Source organism: Tamlana sp. I1, assembly GCF_015355625.1.
Classification (GTDB): domain Bacteria; phylum Bacteroidota; class Bacteroidia; order Flavobacteriales; family Flavobacteriaceae; genus Pseudotamlana.
On the sequence record NZ_JACLAF010000008.1, the window covers coordinates 204,506 to 223,324 of the forward strand.

Sequence of the window (18,819 nt, forward strand, 5' to 3'; positions counted from 1 at the left end):
TGCATCCATCGTTTAACTAAATCCTTATTGGTTTGAGATCTCTAAAATTTAAATTTGTTTTATCCATACTGTTTTTTATGATTTTTTCTATGGTAGAAGCTCAAAATGTTTTACCTATTCATAAAGCTGAAGTTACAGAATTAAGCACAAACAAATGTAAGGCTCTTGAAAGGAATTTAAAAGCAGAGTTATCCAAGAATAAGAAATGGAAATCGTTGATGGCTAACAAAAAAATGGCTATTGGTTTGGTTGATTTAAGCACACACGACATTAAGTTTGCTGGCATTAATGAAAACAATATGATGTATGCGGCAAGCCTGCCTAAGATAGCAGTATTGTATGCGGTTATGGATGCTATTGACAAAGGTGATGTTAAAGATACGCCTGAGCTTAGGAAAGATTTAAAATTAATGATTAGTAAATCGAATAATGCGGCTTCAACGCGTATGATAGATTTGGTAGGCTATAAAAGAATTGAAAAAGTATTACGAAACGCAAACTCCTCTTTATACAATGCTGGAACAGGTGGCGGATTATGGGTTGGTAAACGTTATGCGGCTGCAGGAGCACGTTATCCAGATCCTATAAAAGGCTTAAGTCATGCAGCAACAGCCTATCAAGCTTCTAATTTTTATTATCAATTGGTCTTCGGTAAATTAATAAATTTTAAGCGTTCGGCAGAAATGCTTGAGATTTTAAAAGACCCTTTATTAGGACATAAATTTGTTTATACATTGCGAGATATTGCACCAAACGCTAAATTGTATCGAAAATCTGGCTCTTGGAAAAACTACCATTCCGATTCGGTTTTAGTTTGGGGACCTAGCAGACGCTATATTCTTATCGCTTTAATTGAGGACAGTAAAGGGGAGCAAATTATTAGAAACCTAGTTAAGCCTGTAGAGAAAGTGTTAAAAATGTCTAAATCATTAAAATGTTCTCAATAAATTAGAAAGACTACATGATAAAAAATCTTATTCAGAAAACCTTTAACATGCGAGATGGTGAGTTTAGAATCACCTTTCTTATGCAGTTGTATATTTGCATTGTAATTACTGTTTTGCTATTAGTAAAACCTACCATAAATGCACTTTTTTTATCGGATTTAGGTGCAGATGAGTTACCCAATGCATATTTACTTGTCGCAATTACAGCGGTTTTAACTTCCTTTTTTTACGACCGTTCCTTGCGTTTTTTTAGTATTAAAACGATAGCTATTGCAACGCTTATGTTTTTTAGCTTGTGTTTTGTCTTGCTCGCTTATATTCTAAAAAATGAGTTAACTAGCGATTTTGTACTCTATGCTTATTATTTAAGCGTTTCTATTTTCGGAGTGCTGGTCGCATCGCAATTTTGGATTATCGCCAACATGGTTTACAATGCTAGAGAAGCCAAGCGATTATTTGGTTTTATTGGTTCTGGTGCTATTTTTGGAGGTATTCTAGGAGGGTATTTAACCACCTTAATTTCGCAAACTTTAGGTAATATATATGTAATTCTTTTGGCAGCAGCATTAATCTTGTTCTGTATCCCAATTATTATTTGGGTATGGAATCACAGGCTACACAATACTAAAGATCTAGCTACGGGCAGCGATTTAAAACTAGAGCCCAAAAAACACATATCTGCTGTAAAACTAATTTTTAAATCGAAGCATTTAACTTATCTCGCTTTAACTGTAGGGGTTTCGGTTATTATGGCTAAGCTTGTCGATTATCAGTTTAGCGATTTTGCTCAAATAAAAATCTCCGATCCTGACGAGTTAGCTTCTTTTTTCGGGTTTTGGTTTTCAACCTTTAATGTGGTGTCGTTAGTTATTCAGTTGTTTTTAACCAACCGCCTTTTGGCATGGCTAGGGGTAACTTCTAGCTTGTTGTTGCTTCCTTTAGGTATTGCTTTAGGTTGTCTTTTATTTTTAGTTTTTCCAGAATTATGGGTGCTTATTTTACTTAAAGGTGTCGATGGAAGTTTTAAACAATCTATAAATAAAGCATCGGTTGAGCTTTCTATTATGCCTATTTCTTATGAAGATAAAAAACAAGCCAAGTCGTTTATCGATGTGGTTGTAGATAGTATTGCCACAGGTATTGCAGGGTTTATGCTAATTTTTGTTGTTAAGCAATTGGATTTGCATTCGCATTACATCACGGTTATTATTTTGTTCTTTTTGTTTGTTTGGATTATCTTAATTTATCAGTTAAAAAGCGCTTATTTCGATACTTTTAAATCTAATATTTTAAATGCCATTGGTAGCCATGAAGTTGATGGTTTAAAAAGCAGTAAAAAAGCAATACAGGCTTCTGTAATAAAAATTCTTAATACAGGTACCGAGCAAGAAATTGTAGCACTACTTGATAGCATAGGTGATTCTATTATAGATGCGCATAAGCCACATATTATTAAACTTCTAGACCATCCCTCAAATGAAGTAAAAGCAGCTGCAATTAAAGAAATCTATTTCTTTAAACATGGTACGGCAGCCGATAAGATAAGCCGTCTTATCGAAACAAATACAGATCCAGAAATCGTTTACGAAGCCATGGAATACATGTTATTGCATACAAGTATAGACGATAAACAATTCTTCAAAAAATATTTAGACCATCATAAGCAATATATCGCAGATTCCGCTTTGTTATGTCTTGCAGAATTGGCTGTAGATAACAAATACTTAGCTAAGAAATACGAGCTTTATAACCGTATTGAAAAACGTATTACTGAAATTAAAAAACCTGCTATTGAACATCCAAAAGAAGAAATCGCCGAGTTTTTAGTGACTTTAGGTTATACGAGAAATCCGAAGTATTTTGAATTTATTGAAAGCTATTTATCGGGTGATAATACCTTTATTTTAAAATATGCTATCAAAGCTGCAGGGTTTTCTAAACATACGCCATTTATAGGGACCTTACTAAATCTTTTACAGCACGAAGAATTAAGAGGCTATGTTTTGGAAGCTTTAAAAGATTTTGGAAATGCTGTGCCAAAATACATCTTAGAACATGATATTTACGACCCTTTTGATATTAAAGTTAGAAAATATTTCCCCATGGTTATGGTTACTTTGCGTACCAAAGATTCTTTAAAAGTATTGACGCGTTTAGCAATATCTAGCGACCCTTTTGTTAGATTGGAAACCGCAAAAGCCATGGTGCATTTACATTTTAATGAAGCAGGTATTAAACTGGATAAGGATAGAATATTTGAATCTGTGCTTAAAGAATGTGAATTTTATATTCAGCGTTTAATTTTCAAGAAAACCTTGGTGCAAGCCGATTTAAATTCTGGTAAAGAAAATACAGCCTTAGATATTGCTAAAGAGCAGTTAATTAATCTACTACAGCAAGAATTGGATTGTAGTATGAATGTGATTTTTGAAGTACTGTCTTTGGTATTAAATGAAGATGATATGGAGATTGCTTATTTTGGATTGAAAGATGAATCGGAGTCTGTTAAGGTGAATTCTATTGAATTTCTAGACAACATATTAAGCGTTCGCCTAAAGTCGGATTTAATGCCTTTAATTGAAAATCATTTTGTTCAAGAACGCGATCTAAACGATTTAGTCGATGCGGATATTGATTTAAACAATTCTACGAAGTGCTTAATAACGTTGCTTAAAGACGGAAATGTTGAAATAAAGAAGGAAACTTTAAACGTGGTTTCTTTATTAGAAGAAAAGGAAGCTTATTTAAAAGCCTTAAAACAATTAACCCATCATAAAGATTCGGCTATTTGTAATAAGGCTCATCAAATAATTGAAACTATTAAGCTTTCACATTAATAATATCGTCAATTTTATTGGCAAGGTCAAGATGCTCCCAAGCCGAGTTTTTGTTTAATACATTAGTCATTAAACAAACCATGTATTTTTTACCATTCGGGTGTTCTACGATAATTACAGAATTCATGTAATTAAAAACATTGCCTTGGTAGTCGCCACAATTTGGGTTTTTATTACGGTCGCATTTGTAATAACTTCCAGATTTAAAGTAAACGGCGGCATCATTTAGTTTTGGTGATTGTGCATAACGAATACGTCTGTCGGTAAGGTAGATAAGACGTTTCATTTCTAAGCTGCTTTCCTTATCATGAATGTTACCTTGCTCTAGAAGTACTAAAAATTTCATTAGTCCTTTTGGAGTGGCACTACTGCCACCTTTTCTACCTACGTATTTTGCAGATGCATGCGTAAACATACCACCTAATTTCCATTCGTCTTCACTAATCCCAATATCTCTTAATGGTTGATTAATAACACGGTGAGCACGGTTAGTTAGGGTGTCATGACGATTTTCTTTAAAATAGTTTAATGCTTCTTCATCAGTAAGTTTTGGGTAATCTTTACCAAAATGATTCATAAGCATTACTTCGCGGTAAACTACAGTTGCAGCCCCATTATTACTAACAGAAACCATGTGGTCTAGCCATTCATATAAAGAAAAAACATCATTAGCAACCACTTTGCGTTTTACTTGTTTGCCCGTTTCAATATTATAAACAGGAATGGTATGGTGGTCGCCTGTTCCAAAAATACCAGAGGCCACTCTTTTGTTTCGTAATAGGTCGGTTCTTTTATCCCATGAGTCTGGATAAAGTTTTTTTAACTCAGAGAAAAAAGCATTTAATACCACTAATTTCCCAACACTTCCAGGCTGATAGCCTTTGTCTTCGTTGTAAGCAGCATACTTTAAGTGGCTAGGGTCTGTGATGTCTAAAGCTGTTAACGAATAGTTTCCATGAGGAATTACTTTTCTAATTTGGTCATTAAACTCAGGGTCTTCTTTTAAAAGGGCTTCTGGAGTTTCGCCATTACAAGACACTAAGTTTAGTTTAATGTCATTAATGCTTAAAAGCGCACCTTCCGGAATTCGTTTATAAGGTTTATCGCTATTTACTGCCTTTTCAACATAAAGTAAACGGGCAATTTTTGTGGTTTTATAACCGTCTATAGGGTATAGGCTTAAAATACCAAGGGAGAGTCCTATACCAAGGAATAATAATTTTTGCATAGTTTTAAATTTTTGAATTTAGATCAATGTGCTGTTTGTAATTAATTTTAGGTGTAATCGATTTTAAGTATTCCGAGCTGGAAGCTTTTTGGTTTTGAACAAAAGGACGTATTTGAAACAACCAAAGTTTGTCGTTTTTAAAGCCCATTTCCATATCGTAAGGTCCTCTGTAATCCGAGCCACTTTGTTCAGGCATTTTTTTACGAACCTGCTTTACCATATCACGTATAGATTGCAAGTTTTTTTCTGATAAAATAGGCTTTTCAAATGTGGTGTATTCTACCTTTGTGCCTCCTGTATTTGGTAAACTTAAATAGCTAGGCTCTCTTGATGGCGATAATAATAGGTCGGCATTTGAAGATACCATTCTTGTTTCAGCCGATTGGCCATCAACAGCGCCACCAGCACCTTTACTAAAAGCAATGGTTAAATCGTCCTCGCCACCTGCATTAATTCCTGTAGTTACAACCACACCAGAATAGTTTACGTTAACTCCAGGAATTACTAATATTGATGGGAAAACATATTCAGGGTTTAGTAAATATTTTTGTCTCCATTTTAAACTTCTTTCCATGTATGGAGATGCCCAAACTTCCTTAATACCATTTATTATGTTCTTTTCGGTTAACACGTTAAATAAGGTTAAGTTTAAGCCTGCTCCTGTAAACTCTTTTAAATCTTCCATATTGGTATCACTTCTTAAAAACACTGGGGTTTCACCAATAGGTTTGTTAAATGCTTTTTTGAAATGCTCACGTAACTGGGCAATAAAATCAGGGTTTAAATCCATGTTAATGATGGCCGTTCTTAAAACACTTAAACGACTAAACTGATAGGCTTCTACTTCATTTTCAGTTTTATTAGCCTTTTTCATGTTTTCACATTCTTGATAGGTTTGTTTTAAATATTCCCAGTAGGTCATATTTTGTCCCTTCATAGGGTTGTCAAGATGCTTTCTGAAAATTCCAAATGGAATTACAAATCCTTCAACAACGTGGTCAGGAAACATGTGTTTTAATTGTGATAAGTTAGCTGCTTTTGGTCCACAAAGTTTTCCCGAATCGGAAGCATCCACCTCACGCATGTTTAAAATGTCGGTTTGGTCTAACTTTATTTTATCAACAGGAACTGTAATTTTATTGGTGCTACGTTCTTTTTTGCTGAAAAGCGCTTTTTCTGTTGAAGTCATTTTGTCCTCCGTTTTCAAAATCACATTACCCTTAGAAGACACCGCGTAAAATACTTTTTTACCGTTGTATTTGGTTAAATCGTCAAGGTTTTCTTGTGAAAGCGCTGCGTTAGGAACCCCTAAATTACGCGCCAATAATTGTACGTGCGATACTAAATTTCCTTCAGAAACTGTCATAATTCCAGCTACTGGCTTTAATCCAGAAGGTGGTCTGTTGAAAACGTAAATTTTATCTTTTGAAAAGTCTATATTTTCAATAGAACCTTCAACTACAACTAGTTCACCAAAAGCATATCCAGGATTTAAACCGCGAATGGTAGCTTGTTTAGAAACGCCTACCACTTCATTTTCAATTGAAGATTTTTCAGAAATATATTTCCCTAAAAGCGCTACACTGTTTCCTAAATCTAAAGCTACAGACGAACGAATTTTATCATCAATAAAACCATAAGAAAGCGGTGCGAATTGCGAGTACGTTTCAACTGTTTCTCCATAATTGGCTTTTACCATCCCCGAGCTCCACTCTACAACACTTCTAGAAGTGGTTAATATGTCGTTTAATTCGGCAATAGTTAATTGCTTTTTGTTTTTGTATTGCGTTAAAACAGGTTTTACTCTTTCGTATTCCCAAAGTTCTATAAAACCAGTTGAAGCAGCGACATTGCTAAGAACATCAATTTTTTCTAGCAATTGGTCTAGGGTGTTTGGAGTCCATTCCTGAGAGTTTTGGAATATCGTTTTATCAATTTTATTCGAAATATCTAGGCTGTATAATTTGTCGTTTGCTGTGCTAAACCCATCAAAATGTTCTCTAATATACATAAGTACAGGAGCTAAAGCTTCAATTTTATCTTTTGAAGATAAATCGTCATTATAAGCGTTTAGTAACTCTGTTAATTTCGTTTTATGCGGGTTTGAAATTTTGCTTATTAAACCTTTAATGTCTTTAATGTCAAGAGGTTTGTAGTACTCTTGCATGGTGTTTAATAAGGTTTCAAATTCTTTCTTTTGTGAAGCACTTAAGCCTGAATTATGTTTAGAAATATAATCTTTTACAGAAGCGATATCTCTTCTTTCAGGATTGCCGTGAATTTTAATTCTAAGTTTCATAAATGATGAAATTTCATCAGCTAAAACTTTCGATTCACTTCGCATTTTCTGCGCTAAATTGGTGTCTCCAGAATGCGGAATATCATTTAACGATTGTTTCAGTAAAAAGAATTGACCCTTTATAAAAATATCGTTTTTTAATAGCCACTGGTAGAATTTGATACCCCAATTTTGTTCGTCTTCAGATTGCATGGCACCGCGGTAAAACTGGCCACGTCTGTAAATCCAACCGTTATCAATACTTTGTAAATATTTTACAAGTTGGTATTGTTTTAATCGGCTGTGGTTGCATTCGCGATCCCAGAACGCTTCATTTTCATTTTGAGCCAAAATGTTGCTAAAATAAATGTGGTGGTCTTTTCCTAGCTGTTCTACTTCAGTTTTAAGACTGGCATGTTGTATACCTCCAATGGAATTTGGACACGGATCTTTCGGTTCGCGGATTGTGCCATCGTCGCAATACCATTTAATTCTGTGGTAAGGACCTCTAACGTCTTGTTTGTAGGCTTCAATTTGTGATTTAATTTTTTCAACAGGTAAGTCCGTTTCTTGAGAAATACCGTGTTGACTAGCAATTAAGCAACCTAGAAAGAGGGTTTGTTGGATTAATTTTTTAATGGTTCGTAATTTCATATCCAATTAGGGGATTTTAGAGGGTTAAGCAATAACGCATGATAGACTAAAATTTAATAAATATATTAATTTTAATCTATTGTAAAAGTAAGTATTTTTTAGGATTTCATTAACAGATTTTTTTTACGGTGAAAAGTTAACGAAATAAAGCAGGGTTATTATTAAGAAATAAGCTTAAATAGTTCTGGAAATTGTATTAAATCTTCAATCGTGTCAATGTCGTTTAAAGTGTCTAGCGTTGCAAAAGGGACTTGTTTTTTGTTCAGTTCGGTAAGGGTAAGCTCAAGCAAATGGGTTTCGCTCCAAGGTTTGTTTTCAAAAATATAAGGTTGCATCTGGCTTAGTCCAATTAGATAATAGCCGCCATCTTCTGCAGGACCGAAAACTGCGGTGTTTTTTTTAAGTTTTTCTAAACCGGAATTAATGTGATTAGCCGTTAAATTGGGCAAATCGGAACCGATTAAAATAATGCGTTCATAACCCTTGTTAAACCCATTTTGAAAGGCATTCTTCATGCGTTCGCCCAAATCCCCACCCTGTTGAACAGTTTTGTTTGAGTGTGCCCAGATGTTGTCATCAATATGTTCTGAAAATGCTATGAGTAAATCGCTTTCAAGTTTTTTGGTAACAGTTTCGGTAATGTTTAAAAGGGCTTTATAAATGGTAATTGCAGCATCGTTTCCAATAGTTTTTGCAAGCCGCGTTTTTACATGTCCGGGTTTTATGTTTTTTACAAATACAATAACGAGGTCTTTATTCATAGATTTTTATGCCGTTTTTTAGCCATTTGCTCCATGGTTTTGAATACGCATGAATGCTGTCTGTTTCTGTGTTTTTTAAATTATAAATGGGCAAATTGTTGTTTTTCCACTCAAAAATGCCACCGTATAAATTTTTTACATTTAGGTAGCCTGCTTTTTTTAGATTTTCAGCGACGTCTTCAGAACGTATGCCTAATGAACAGTAAACTACAATTTCAGAAGTTTTTTTAGGAATTAGTGGGGTAATAGTTTCTAAATTGAAATAATTATAGCCTACATAAATGACATTTTTTAAATGACTGATGTTGTATTCATTTTGTTCGCGTGCATCTAAAATAATGGTATGGTTTTGAATCGCCGATAATGAATCTGTCGAAATATAAGGAACGCTTTCTTTGTTGTGTTTTATTAAAAGTTTGTCAATCGAATTTTGTGTAAACACTACTCCTGAAAATAAAAATAGAATGGCTAAAATTAGGTTTTTCATAGTATTTAGATTCCTGTCTTCGCAGGAATGTTATGCAACAACACCTTGACAACTGCTGCCAGCGCCCGCGGTACAGCCGTAACAATGCTGAGAAATTGAAATATTTCGACCTTCCAAAAGCGCTTCGTTGTATTCTGAAATGTGCTTAACCTTGCTATTTACAGGAAGTTTTAGCATTTGATTAAAATCGCAATCGAATAAATAACCGTCCCAACTTACTGAAATCGTATTGGTGCACATCACATTTTTTACCGCATTGGGGTTGTAAGCTTCAACCAAAGCATACATATAATCTTCGTAGTTTTCTGAAGCTATTAAATAGTCTAAAAAACGCGAAATCGGCAAATTCGTAATCGCAAATAAATGATGAAAATTGATGTTGAAATCCTCTTTTAATGCCTTTTTAAAGTCTTTTTCCATAGAAGCTTGGTCGCCAGGTAAAAAAGCGCCCGAAGGATTGTAAACCAAATCGAGTTTTAAGTCGCTTTCTGGCATGCCATAGCCAATAGCGTTGAGGTCTTTTAAAGCTTCAATAGATTTATCGAAAACACCATCACCGCGTTGTTTGTCTGTTTTTCCACGAGTCCAATGCGGCATGGAACTCACCACATGAACTTTGTGTTTTTTGAAAAATTCAGGCAAATCATTATACTTTTTATTCGCCTTTAAAATGGTTAAATTCGAGCGTACAATAAAATCTTTGATGCCAGCTTTTGATGCTTCTTCAACAAACCATCTGAAATTCGGGTTCATTTCTGGAGCCCCTCCGGTTAAATCTAAAGTATGCGCGCCTGTATTTTTTATAACCTCCAAACATTGCTGCATGGTTTCGGTGGTCATAATTTCTTTGCGATCTGGACCTGCATCTACATGGCAATGTTCGCAAACTTGGTTGCACATATAGCCCAAATTAATTTGAAGAATCTCTAGTTTTTTCGCTTTAAGCGGAAATTGATGCGTTTCGGAAATTTTAGCTTTAAAAGTTGGTAATTCGCCATTTTTAAAAATGCCGTTCGCTAAAATTTCAAGTTGTTTTTCGCTTTTTGCTAATTCGCTTTCGCGTTTATTTAAGGACTTTGTAGCCATTAATTTTTGAAGGTTTTAAGGGTTGAAAAAGTGCTTGGTAATTTACATCTCAAGTTTATTCACTTTATTCATCATTTGTACACCATGAACTAAAGTAGCTCCACTTTTAATGGCAGCACCAACATGTATGGCTTCCATCATTTCTTCTTTAGTAACACCTCTTTGTAGTGTGTCCTTGGTGTAAGCGTCTATGCAATACGGGCATTGTTCAGTGTGAGAAACAGCCAAAGCGATTAAGGCTTTTTCACGAGCGGTAAGAGCGCCTTCCTCGAAAACTTTACTGTAGTATTCAAAAAATTTATCGCCTAATTCTTTATTCCATTCGCTAATATTTCCAAATTTCTTTAAATCGGCTGGATCGTAATATGTTTTTTGCATAATCTGTTTTTGTCAAGATGTAAAACTAAAATTTTAAGTCGGAAACCCTAAAGCAACATAACAAAATCTACGGTTTTATTTGTTGGAAATAGAAACCGTAGTTTAGTTTTTTAGGATGTATAAAAAGGTTAATCCCTAATAATACTTCTGGAAATGATTATTTTTTGAATCTCGGAAGTACCTTCATAAATCTGTGTTATTTTGGCATCGCGCATTAATCGTTCAACATGATATTCTTTTACAAAACCGTTTCCGCCGTGTATTTGTACTGCTTCAACGGTGTGTTCCATCGCGACTTTTGAAGCAAATAATTTAGCCATCGCACTAGAGAAATCGTAGTTTTCGCCTTGGTCTTTTTCCCAGGCCGCTTTCATAACCAAATGTCTAGCAGCCTCAATATCGGTGGCCATATCGGCCAATTTAAAAGCAATGGCTTGGTGGTTGCAAATTTCGGTTCCAAAAGTTTTACGTTGTTTGGAATATTTTAATGCCAATTCGTAAGCGCCTGAAGCAATGCCTAAAGCTTGTGCGGCAATACCAATTCGGCCGCCAGAAAGGGTTTTCATAGCAAATCGAAATCCAGAACCATTAACGCCAATTCTGTTTTTTTTCGGAACTTTCACATCGTTAAATTGAAGGGTGTGGGTGTCGCTTCCGCGGATACCCAATTTGTCTTCTTTAGGGCCAATATGAAAACCTTCGGTGCCTTTTTCAACAATAAAAGCATTAATGCCGTGCGATCCTTTATCGCGGTCTGTTTGTGCAATAACGATATACACATCGGCACGACCGCCATTTGTAATCCAGTTTTTTGTACCGTTTAGTAAATAGTAATCGCCCTTGTCTATGGCAGTTGTTTTTTGCGATGTTGCGTCGCTGCCAGCTTCGGGTTCGCTTAAACAAAAGGCACCAAGAAATTCGCCAGTAGCTAATTTTGTTAAATAGTTTTCTTTTTGTTCTTCAGTACCATAGGTTTCAAGGCCGTAGCAAACCAAAGAATTATTCACTGAAACAATTACCGATGCCGAAGCGTCAATTTTAGAAAGCTCTTCCATTATAAGTACATAGGAAATCGCATCCATACCGCTACCACCATATTTGGGATCTACCATAACACCTAAAAATCCGAGTTCGCCCATTTTTTTGACTAACGTATCTGGAAAATGCTGATTATTATCACGTTCGATAACGCCAGGAAGTAATTCGGTTTGAGCAAAATCGCGAGCTGCATCGCGAATCATGATGTGTTCTTCTGAAAGATTAAAATCCATAATTCGTAATTATTTAGTTTTTTCTATGAAAATTACTAACAAATATAGCTTTTTAATGTAAATTATTTAATACGGTTTGCTATTTTTACAGCGTTATGGCGCAAGAAAAATACAATGTAATAGGAGTGATGTCTGGAACATCCCTAGATGGAATCGATTTAATTCAAGCCCATTTTCGATTTGATGGTGTTTGGCAATTCGAAATTCTAAAAGCTGAAACCGTAACGTATCCAGAATCTTGGAAAAAAAAGCTGAGCCATTTAGTGTCTTGTTCAATAGACGAATTAAAAACTATTGATGATGATTATACCGATTACCTTGCTGAAGTGATTAAAAACTTCATTGAAAAAAATGCAATACAACACATTGATGCTGTTTGTTCGCATGGGCATACAGCATTGCATCAGCCAGACGAAAAATTAACGCTTCAAATTGGGAATTTGCCAAAAATTGCAGCATTAATTAATCAAAAAGTGGTTTGCGATTTTCGAGTTCAGGATGTGGAACTTGGAGGGCAGGGTGCGCCTTTAGTGCCTATTGGCGATCAATTGTTATTTTCGGAATACGATTTTTGCCTAAATCTTGGTGGTTTTGCAAACATATCGATGGATATAGATGGCAAACGAATTGCTTACGACATTTGTCCTGTAAATATTGTTATGAATCATTATGTTGAAAAATTTGGTTTTGATTATGATGATGGCGGACAAATAGCTTCGAAGGGCGAATTAAACGAAAGTCTTCTTAATGATTTGAATCATCTTGATTTTTATAAAGCCGCGTTTCCAAAATCTCTTGGTTTAGAGTGGGTTCGGGAATGTGTTTTTCCGTTAATTGATGCCTATCAGTTACAAGTGCCAGATATTCTTAGAACTTTTGTAGAGCATATTGCAATTCAAATTGCTTCAGAATTCAAAATTAAAAATCACGCATCTGTTTTAATCACTGGTGGTGGCGCCTATAATAGCTATTTAATTAATCGCCTTAAAGTGCACTCAAAACATAGTATTGTAATTCCTTCAAGTCATGTTTTGGAATTTAAAGAAGCCCTTATTTTTGGTTTTTTAGGCGTATTAAAATTAAGAAATGAAGTGAATTGCTTACAAAGTGTCACGGGCGCTTCAAAAAACCATAGTTCAGGTAAAATTTTTCTTCCCTAAAAAGCTTAAAAAATTAAGCATAAAGAGTTTTGTTTTTTATATTTGTTCGGTTGATAATTTCTTAAAATCAAAGAAGAATTAGCTTTTGTTTAGGTTAAAAAATGTCTTAATGATGTGTAATAATCTAATTATGAGCTGGTTTGTAGGGTGGGATTTAAAGCGATTATTAATCATGTTTAAAATAGATAAAGCAGACTTGGTTTTTAATGTGAAGTATTAAAAACTATTGTTCAGTTTATTTGAGGTTGGATATTTGTCAGATTGTTGAATTTGGCATACAATCTTTATTCAAAGTTTATTTTAAACATAGTTTGAACCACTGAAGCCCAAAACATGAATTACGGAAATAAGTGCTGCCGTATTTTAAACAGCCTTAAAACAAACAAACCTAGTAGTAACTAACATATTTTATGGAAGCAGCGATTATTTTAATATTTGTAAGTGGTTATTTAGCCATTACATTAGAACACAGTATAAAGATTGATAAATTAATACCAGCCCTAGTCATGATGGCTAGTTGTTGGGCACTTTTAGCTTTAGGGCTAGATATGTTTCCAAATTGGTTCGAGTCTTCTACGCACACTTTAATCGATACATTTGGAAGTTTTTCTTTAGAAGAAAAGAAACATATGATGGAGGAAACCCTGTTGCACCACTTAGGTAAAACAGCCGAAATTTTAGTATTCCTTATCGGTGCAATGACCATTGTTGAAATTATTGATTATTTCGACGGGTTTTCAACCATTAAAGACTTCATTAAAACCAGAAGTAAAGTTAGAATATTATGGATTTTTGCCATCTTAGCCTTTATTTTATCTGCAATTATTGATAACCTTACAGCGACAATTGTTTTAATTTCAATTCTTCAAAAAATTGTAAAAGACCGCGATGTTCGTCTTTATTATGCAGGTTTAATTATTATAGCAGCAAATGCTGGTGGGGCTTGGTCTCCAATTGGTGATGTAACTACCACTATGCTTTGGATCGGGAAAAAAGTAACCAGTGGACATTTGTTCGGTTATTTATTTCTTCCTTCATTCCTTTGTATGGCTGTGCCTACTTTAATAGCGTCTTTTATGCCTGTATTTAAAGGTGAATTAGACGTAGAGGAAGAGGAAGAAAAAGCGACATCTAAATACAGTACTGTGATGCTGTATTTAGGCCTTGGAGCGATTGTTTTTGTGCCTGTTTTTAAAATGGTAACGCACTTACCGCCTTATATGGGTATGATGTTGTCTTTAGGCGTTGTAGCTATATTTGCTGAAATTTATAGTAGTGCCAGATTTAGCATGACTAAAGTAGATAAATCAGAAAGTGATGCACATGCCCACCATAGTCCAGTACATCATTCGCTTTCTAGAATTGAATTACCAAGTATTTTATTCTTTTTAGGGATTTTAATGGCTGTAGCAGCATTAGAGTCATTAGGTATTTTATTTGGTTTCGCAGGAACTTTACAAGAGGTTATGCCTATGTTAGGAACTGAAATTCACGCAGGTGAAGGGGTGTCCGATTTGGTGGTTTTATTATTAGGTGTGAGTTCTGCCATTATTGATAATGTGCCGTTAGTAGCAGCCAGTTTAGGAATGTTTCATGAGCCTTTAGATAATGAACTTTGGCACTTTATAGCCTTTTCTGCAGGAACAGGAGGAAGTATGTTAATTATTGGTTCTGCAGCAGGTGTTGTAGCGATGGGCATGGAGAAAATTGATTTCTTTTGGTACATAAAAAAGATTTCTTGGTTAGCTGCCATTGGATTTTTAGTAGGATCGGCTGCCTTTATGGTAACCAGAACTTTGTTTTAATTAAAAAAATAATGTTCTTACTCGCGAAAAACGGTTTTCGCGAGTAAGAACATACTTTAACAAAAAAAGTAACGTTATTAAGTTGCAATAAACCCAATACTATATGTTGAATTTATTAATACAAAATGCACAAGAAGGTGTTGATGTGCTTACTGAAGGAGAATCGGTTGAAAAGACACTTTCAATTATTGAATTAATTACAAGCGGAGGCGCTGCAGGGCAAATTATTATTCTAGTCCTTTTTTTACTTTTAGTAGGTGCTATTTATATTTATTTTGAACGCATTTTTGCTATAAAAGCAGCATCAACAATCGATGCTAATTTTATGAATCAGATTAAAGATTATGTGAGCCAAGGTAAAATTGAAGCTGCGCAATTGTTGTGTTCTCAAGTTAATACCCCTGTGTCTCGTTTAATTGGTAAAGGGGTTTCTAGAATAGGAAAACCTTTGGCCGATATAAATACAGCGATTGAAAACGCTGGGCGTTTAGAAATCTACGGATTAGAGAAAAATGTAAGTGTGTTGGCAACTATTTCTGGAGCTGCGCCAATGATTGGTTTCTTAGGAACGGTAGTAGGGATGATTCTTGCTATTTTCGAATTAGCAAACGCAGGTGGAAGCATTCAAATGGATGTTTTAGCGAGCGGTTTATATACGGCCATGACAACTACTGTAGCGGGTTTAATAGTAGGTATTGTGGCTTACATAACCTACAACCATTTGGTAGTAAAAACCGATAAAGTAGTGTATCAAATGGAAGCACACTCTTTAGAGTTTTTAGATCACTTAAACGAACCTACTTAGTATGAACTTTAGAGGAAGAAATAAAGTAACACCCGAATTCAATATGTCGTCTATGACGGATATTGTTTTCTTGCTTCTTATATTTTTTATGATTGCTTCTACTTTAGTAACCACAAACGCCATCGATATTTTATTGCCAAAAGCCAGTGGGAAAACTGAAAACAAGAAGTCTATAGCAGTTAGCATAAAAAAAGACTTAACGTATTATATTGATCAAAAACGTGTTGGAGAGAGCGTTTTAGAAAACGAATTATTAGCGCTTTTATCCACCGAAGAAAAACCAACCATTGTTTTACGTGCCGAAAAATCTGTGCCCGTAGAAAATGTGGTTAAGGTCATGGATATTGCCAATAGAAATAAATTCAAGGTTATTTTAGCGGTTAAGCCTAATTAAAAATGAAATACTTAGAAACTAGTCACGAACGGAATTCAGCAAAACTAACGGCATTAATTTCCGTTATTATATTGCTGCTTTTATTTGTGGTTGGTACAAAGTATATGGATCCACCAGAAGAGTATGGCGTGGCTGTAAATTTTGGTGATTCTAATGTAGGGAAAGGTGATGTTCAACCTTTAAAACCTATAAAATCAGAGCCGAAAGAAATTGAAGAACCACCGCAGCCCGATGTCTCGGAAGCTGAGCCAGCTCCTGCAAAACCATCAGAAAATAAAGAAGAGGTGCTTACTGAAGATAATTCGGAAGCCATTGCCATAAAAAAGCAAAAAGAAGCTGAAGCGAAGGCGAAGGCTGAAGCAGATGCTAAAGCCAAAGAGAAAGCTATTGCCGATGCTAAAGCTAAGGCTGAAGCCGAAAAAAAAGCTAAAGAAAAGCGTGAGCAAGACGAAAAGAAGAAAAAACTGGATGCCTTAATTGGTGGCGTTAAAAAATCTGAAGGTTCTGAAACTGGAGGAGAAGGCAATGATAACAAAGCAGGGGATAAAGGCCAGTTAGATGGTAATCCTTATGCTTCTAGTTATTTTGGCGGACAAGGTTCTGGAAGTGGCGGTGTAGGCTATGGCTTGAATGGGCGAGGCAAAGCTTCTTTTAAAATGGTAAAACAAGATTGCAACGAGTCTGGAATGGTTGTAGTTCAGATTGTTGTGAACCAAAACGGAAATGTTATTGAAGCTACTCCAGGTTACAAAGGCACCACAAATACAGCACCCTGTTTATTAGAACCTGCAAAAAAAATTGCAATGTCTCATAAATGGAAGGCAGATCCAAAAGCGCCTACACGTCAAATAGGCTTTGTGAGTGTCAATTTTCAAATAAGTGAATAAAATGACTTATAACGATACGCTAGACTGGATGTTTTCTCAACTTCCTATGTATCAAAAGCAAGGTGCAACAGCTTTCAAAAAAGATTTATCGAACACCGTTAAATTAGCAAAGCATTTAAATTCTCCCGAAAATCACTTTAAATCCATTCATGTAGCAGGAACAAACGGAAAAGGTTCTACAAGTCATATGTTAGCTTCTATTTTACAAGAAGCTGGCTATAAAGTGGGCTTATATACATCGCCGCATTTAAAGGATTTTAGAGAGCGTATTAAAATTAACGGGAAGGAAGTTTCTAAAGCCTTTGTAATTGATTTTATAGCTAAAAATAAACCGTTTTTTGAAGCTAATACCTTGTCTTTTTTTGAAATGACTGTTGGTATGGCTTTTGAGTATTTTTCAGAACAAAAAGTTGATATCGCCGTTGTTGAAGTCGGCATGGGAGGTAGATTAGATTCTACAAATATTATTACGCCCGAAGTTTCGGTTATTACCAACATAGGTCTCGATCATACACAGTTTTTAGGAAATACTCTAGATGCTATTGCTTTTGAAAAAGGTGGTATTATAAAACCTCATGTACCTGTAGTTATAGGTGAAACACAGGCTGAAACTACGCCAGTTTTTATCGAATTAGCCAAGAAGAATCATTCAAAAATTGTTTTTGCCGATCAACAAGTCAAAGAAGTTTATACTTCTGATTTAATTGGCAGCTATCAATCAAAAAATATAAAAACGGTCACTCAAGCTGTGAATGAACTTCGAGAAAAAGGCTTTGTAATTTCTGAAACAGATTTAAAAACAGGTTTAGCGCATGTTGTTAAAAATACTGGGTTATTAGGTAGATGGCAAGTTTTAGGACATAATCCAAAGGTAGTTTGCGACACAGGACACAATGAAGCTGGATTAACCGATGTGATGAAGCAATTGGCTAAAGAAAGTTTTGACGACCTACATCTAGTTTTCGGAGTGGTTAATGATAAAGATTTGGGGGCTATTGTTCATTTATTACCTAAAAAAGCAAAATATTATTTTTGCAAACCAGATATTCCTCGTGGCATGGATGAAATTATTTTAAAACAGACATTAAATGCGTTTGGTTTGAAAGGAGAGGCTTATAATTCTGTAAATGAAGCATATAAATCGGCCTTAAATCATGCTACCGCGACTGATTTTATCTATATAGGCGGAAGTACTTTTGTTGTAGCAGAAATAATTTAAAATTTTTTTAAAAAAAGCTTTTGCAATGTGAAAAACTAGTTTATATTTGCAGCTCCTTACAAGAAGGGCGCGTAGCTCAGTTGGTTCAGAGCACTTGGTTTACACCCAAGGGGTCAGGGGTTCGAATCCCTTCGCGCCCACAGAAATTAAAAACCTGATGATAATTCATCAGGTTTTTTGCTTTTAAATATGTTCCTTTTTCATTTTTTTATTGTAGTTTACAAGAGCATTGTTTAAAACTCTCAACAAATGATAAGCAGTAGCATTCAGGAAACATATAAAGAAATCTTTAAATCTTACGATAAGCCTTCATTAGAGAAGCATATCGAGAAGATTATTGAGCTCGATGCATTCTTACCTTATTCTTCTACATTTTTCTGCATTACCAATACGCAAAATTTAACTTTTGAATATGTTAGTAAAAATATTAACGTTTGTTTGGGGTTGGATAGGGATCAAGAGCAAAAGTTGTGGGATTTTAGAATTAAGCAAAATTAGTAGTTAATCTATAGAGGAAGAATTTTACGTTTCTCACGCCTCTGAACTGCGTTCTAAAAGCTTTAATTTTGGCATTAAAGGATTCTGCAGAAGCATTTGTACTTCTATTAATAAAATAGTTTAG

The 18,819-nt window shown here is 35.0% G+C and carries 17 protein-coding genes and 1 tRNA gene; 10 read left to right on the top strand and 8 right to left on the bottom strand.

The window, feature by feature from the left end; all coding sequences use genetic code 11:
- Window positions 1-77 precede the first annotated feature (77 nt).
- Window positions 78-947, top strand: coding sequence for a serine hydrolase (locus tag H6X70_RS09190; RefSeq protein ID WP_194767380.1), 870 nt, complete (start codon window positions 78-80; stop codon window positions 945-947).
- Window positions 948-961: 14 nt separating this feature from the next.
- Window positions 962-3,784: an Npt1/Npt2 family nucleotide transporter gene (locus tag H6X70_RS09195; RefSeq protein WP_194767381.1), complete on the top strand. Its 2,823-nt coding sequence runs from the start codon at window positions 962-964 to the stop codon at window positions 3,782-3,784.
- Here the strand turns inward: H6X70_RS09195 and H6X70_RS09200 are convergent.
- The 7 genes from H6X70_RS09200 to H6X70_RS09230 all read right to left on the bottom strand — a co-directional run bounded on the left by H6X70_RS09200 (window position 3,768) and on the right by H6X70_RS09230 (window position 11,927).
- The gene (locus H6X70_RS09200; RefSeq protein WP_194767382.1) at window positions 3,768-5,012 is read right to left on the bottom strand and encodes a serine hydrolase; all 1,245 of its coding nucleotides are present in this window, start codon (window positions 5,010-5,012) and stop codon (window positions 3,768-3,770) included. The two genes, H6X70_RS09195 and H6X70_RS09200, sit on opposite strands and share 17 nt — an antisense overlap.
- 4 nt (window positions 5,013-5,016) lie before the next feature.
- Window positions 5,017-7,944 carry a PEP/pyruvate-binding domain-containing protein gene (locus H6X70_RS09205; protein WP_194767383.1) on the bottom strand — a complete coding sequence of 976 codons (2,928 nt, stop codon included), beginning with the start codon at window positions 7,942-7,944 and terminating at the stop codon, window positions 5,017-5,019.
- 161 nt (window positions 7,945-8,105) lie between these two features.
- Window positions 8,106-8,705 carry a TIGR04282 family arsenosugar biosynthesis glycosyltransferase gene (locus tag H6X70_RS09210; RefSeq protein WP_194767384.1) on the bottom strand — a complete coding sequence of 200 codons (600 nt, stop codon included), beginning with the start codon at window positions 8,703-8,705 and terminating at the stop codon, window positions 8,106-8,108.
- A complete protein-coding gene (locus H6X70_RS09215; protein ID WP_194767385.1) occupies window positions 8,698-9,192 on the bottom strand; it encodes a rhodanese-like domain-containing protein in 495 nt (164 codons plus the stop codon). The genes H6X70_RS09210 and H6X70_RS09215 overlap by 8 nt, the downstream gene beginning before the upstream one ends.
- A gap of 30 nt (window positions 9,193-9,222) precedes the next feature.
- On the bottom strand, window positions 9,223-10,278 hold the full coding sequence (gene arsS / locus H6X70_RS09220; protein ID WP_194767386.1) for an arsenosugar biosynthesis radical SAM (seleno)protein ArsS: 1,056 nt from the start codon (window positions 10,276-10,278) through the stop codon (window positions 9,223-9,225).
- Between the two features lie 42 nt (window positions 10,279-10,320).
- Complete coding sequence (locus H6X70_RS09225) at window positions 10,321-10,656, bottom strand: arsenosugar biosynthesis-associated peroxidase-like protein (RefSeq protein WP_194767387.1); 336 nt, start codon at window positions 10,654-10,656, stop codon at window positions 10,321-10,323.
- 128 nt (window positions 10,657-10,784) lie between these two features.
- A complete protein-coding gene (locus H6X70_RS09230; RefSeq protein ID WP_194767388.1) occupies window positions 10,785-11,927 on the bottom strand; it encodes an acyl-CoA dehydrogenase in 1,143 nt (380 codons plus the stop codon).
- A gap of 95 nt (window positions 11,928-12,022) precedes the next feature.
- On the opposite strand from H6X70_RS09230, the gene H6X70_RS09235 reads away from it, so the two are divergent.
- The 8 genes from H6X70_RS09235 (at window position 12,023) to H6X70_RS09270 (ending at window position 18,695) form a co-directional block, all read left to right on the top strand.
- The gene (locus tag H6X70_RS09235) at window positions 12,023-13,087 is read left to right on the top strand and encodes an anhydro-N-acetylmuramic acid kinase (protein ID WP_194767389.1); all 1,065 of its coding nucleotides are present in this window, start codon (window positions 12,023-12,025) and stop codon (window positions 13,085-13,087) included.
- 410 nt (window positions 13,088-13,497) lie between these two features.
- Window positions 13,498-14,892, top strand: coding sequence for a sodium:proton antiporter NhaD (gene nhaD, locus H6X70_RS09240; RefSeq protein WP_194767390.1), 1,395 nt, complete (start codon window positions 13,498-13,500; stop codon window positions 14,890-14,892).
- Window positions 14,893-14,995: 103 nt separating this feature from the next.
- The gene (locus H6X70_RS09245) at window positions 14,996-15,697 is read left to right on the top strand and encodes a MotA/TolQ/ExbB proton channel family protein (protein ID WP_194767391.1); all 702 of its coding nucleotides are present in this window, start codon (window positions 14,996-14,998) and stop codon (window positions 15,695-15,697) included.
- Window position 15,698: 1 nt separating this feature from the next.
- Window positions 15,699-16,091 (top strand): ExbD/TolR family protein, encoded by a 393-nt coding sequence (locus tag H6X70_RS09250; protein WP_194767392.1) that lies wholly within the window; start codon window positions 15,699-15,701, stop codon window positions 16,089-16,091.
- 2 nt (window positions 16,092-16,093) lie between these two features.
- Entirely contained in the window at window positions 16,094-16,978 is an 885-nt protein-coding gene (locus H6X70_RS09255) for an energy transducer TonB (RefSeq protein ID WP_194767393.1), read from the top strand.
- Window position 16,979: 1 nt separating this feature from the next.
- Entirely contained in the window at window positions 16,980-18,197 is a 1,218-nt protein-coding gene (locus H6X70_RS09260) for a bifunctional folylpolyglutamate synthase/dihydrofolate synthase (RefSeq protein WP_194767394.1), read from the top strand.
- A 65-nt stretch (window positions 18,198-18,262) separates the two neighbouring features.
- A tRNA-Val gene (locus H6X70_RS09265) sits at window positions 18,263-18,337 on the top strand.
- A 109-nt stretch (window positions 18,338-18,446) separates the two neighbouring features.
- The gene (locus H6X70_RS09270) at window positions 18,447-18,695 is read left to right on the top strand and encodes a hypothetical protein (RefSeq protein ID WP_194767395.1); all 249 of its coding nucleotides are present in this window, start codon (window positions 18,447-18,449) and stop codon (window positions 18,693-18,695) included.
- Here the strand turns inward: H6X70_RS09270 and H6X70_RS09275 are convergent.
- Window positions 18,682-18,819: transposase (locus tag H6X70_RS09275; protein ID WP_194767396.1), on the bottom strand; the 138-nt coding region annotated here is incomplete at its 5' end. The genes H6X70_RS09270 and H6X70_RS09275 overlap by 14 nt on opposite strands.

Bases quoted from the DNA above. Each gene is read 5' to 3' on its own strand.
- H6X70_RS09190 (WP_194767380.1), top strand. From the start codon at position 78: ATGATTTTTTCTATGGTAGAAGCTCAAAATGTTTTACCTATTCATAAA.
- H6X70_RS09195 (WP_194767381.1), top strand. From the start codon at position 962: ATGATAAAAAATCTTATTCAGAAAACCTTTAACATGCGAGATGGTGAG.
- H6X70_RS09200 (WP_194767382.1), bottom strand. From the start codon at position 5,012: ATGCAAAAATTATTATTCCTTGGTATAGGACTCTCCCTTGGTATTTTA.
- H6X70_RS09205 (WP_194767383.1), bottom strand. From the start codon at position 7,944: ATGAAATTACGAACCATTAAAAAATTAATCCAACAAACCCTCTTTCTA.
- H6X70_RS09210 (WP_194767384.1), bottom strand. From the start codon at position 8,705: ATGAATAAAGACCTCGTTATTGTATTTGTAAAAAACATAAAACCCGGA.
- H6X70_RS09215 (WP_194767385.1), bottom strand. From the start codon at position 9,192: ATGAAAAACCTAATTTTAGCCATTCTATTTTTATTTTCAGGAGTAGTG.
- arsS (WP_194767386.1), bottom strand. From the start codon at position 10,278: ATGGCTACAAAGTCCTTAAATAAACGCGAAAGCGAATTAGCAAAAAGC.
- H6X70_RS09225 (WP_194767387.1), bottom strand. From the start codon at position 10,656: ATGCAAAAAACATATTACGATCCAGCCGATTTAAAGAAATTTGGAAAT.
- H6X70_RS09230 (WP_194767388.1), bottom strand. From the start codon at position 11,927: ATGGATTTTAATCTTTCAGAAGAACACATCATGATTCGCGATGCAGCT.
- H6X70_RS09235 (WP_194767389.1), top strand. From the start codon at position 12,023: ATGGCGCAAGAAAAATACAATGTAATAGGAGTGATGTCTGGAACATCC.
- nhaD (WP_194767390.1), top strand. From the start codon at position 13,498: ATGGAAGCAGCGATTATTTTAATATTTGTAAGTGGTTATTTAGCCATT.
- H6X70_RS09245 (WP_194767391.1), top strand. From the start codon at position 14,996: ATGTTGAATTTATTAATACAAAATGCACAAGAAGGTGTTGATGTGCTT.
- H6X70_RS09250 (WP_194767392.1), top strand. From the start codon at position 15,699: ATGAACTTTAGAGGAAGAAATAAAGTAACACCCGAATTCAATATGTCG.
- H6X70_RS09255 (WP_194767393.1), top strand. From the start codon at position 16,094: ATGAAATACTTAGAAACTAGTCACGAACGGAATTCAGCAAAACTAACG.
- H6X70_RS09260 (WP_194767394.1), top strand. From the start codon at position 16,980: ATGACTTATAACGATACGCTAGACTGGATGTTTTCTCAACTTCCTATG.
- H6X70_RS09270 (WP_194767395.1), top strand. From the start codon at position 18,447: ATGATAAGCAGTAGCATTCAGGAAACATATAAAGAAATCTTTAAATCT.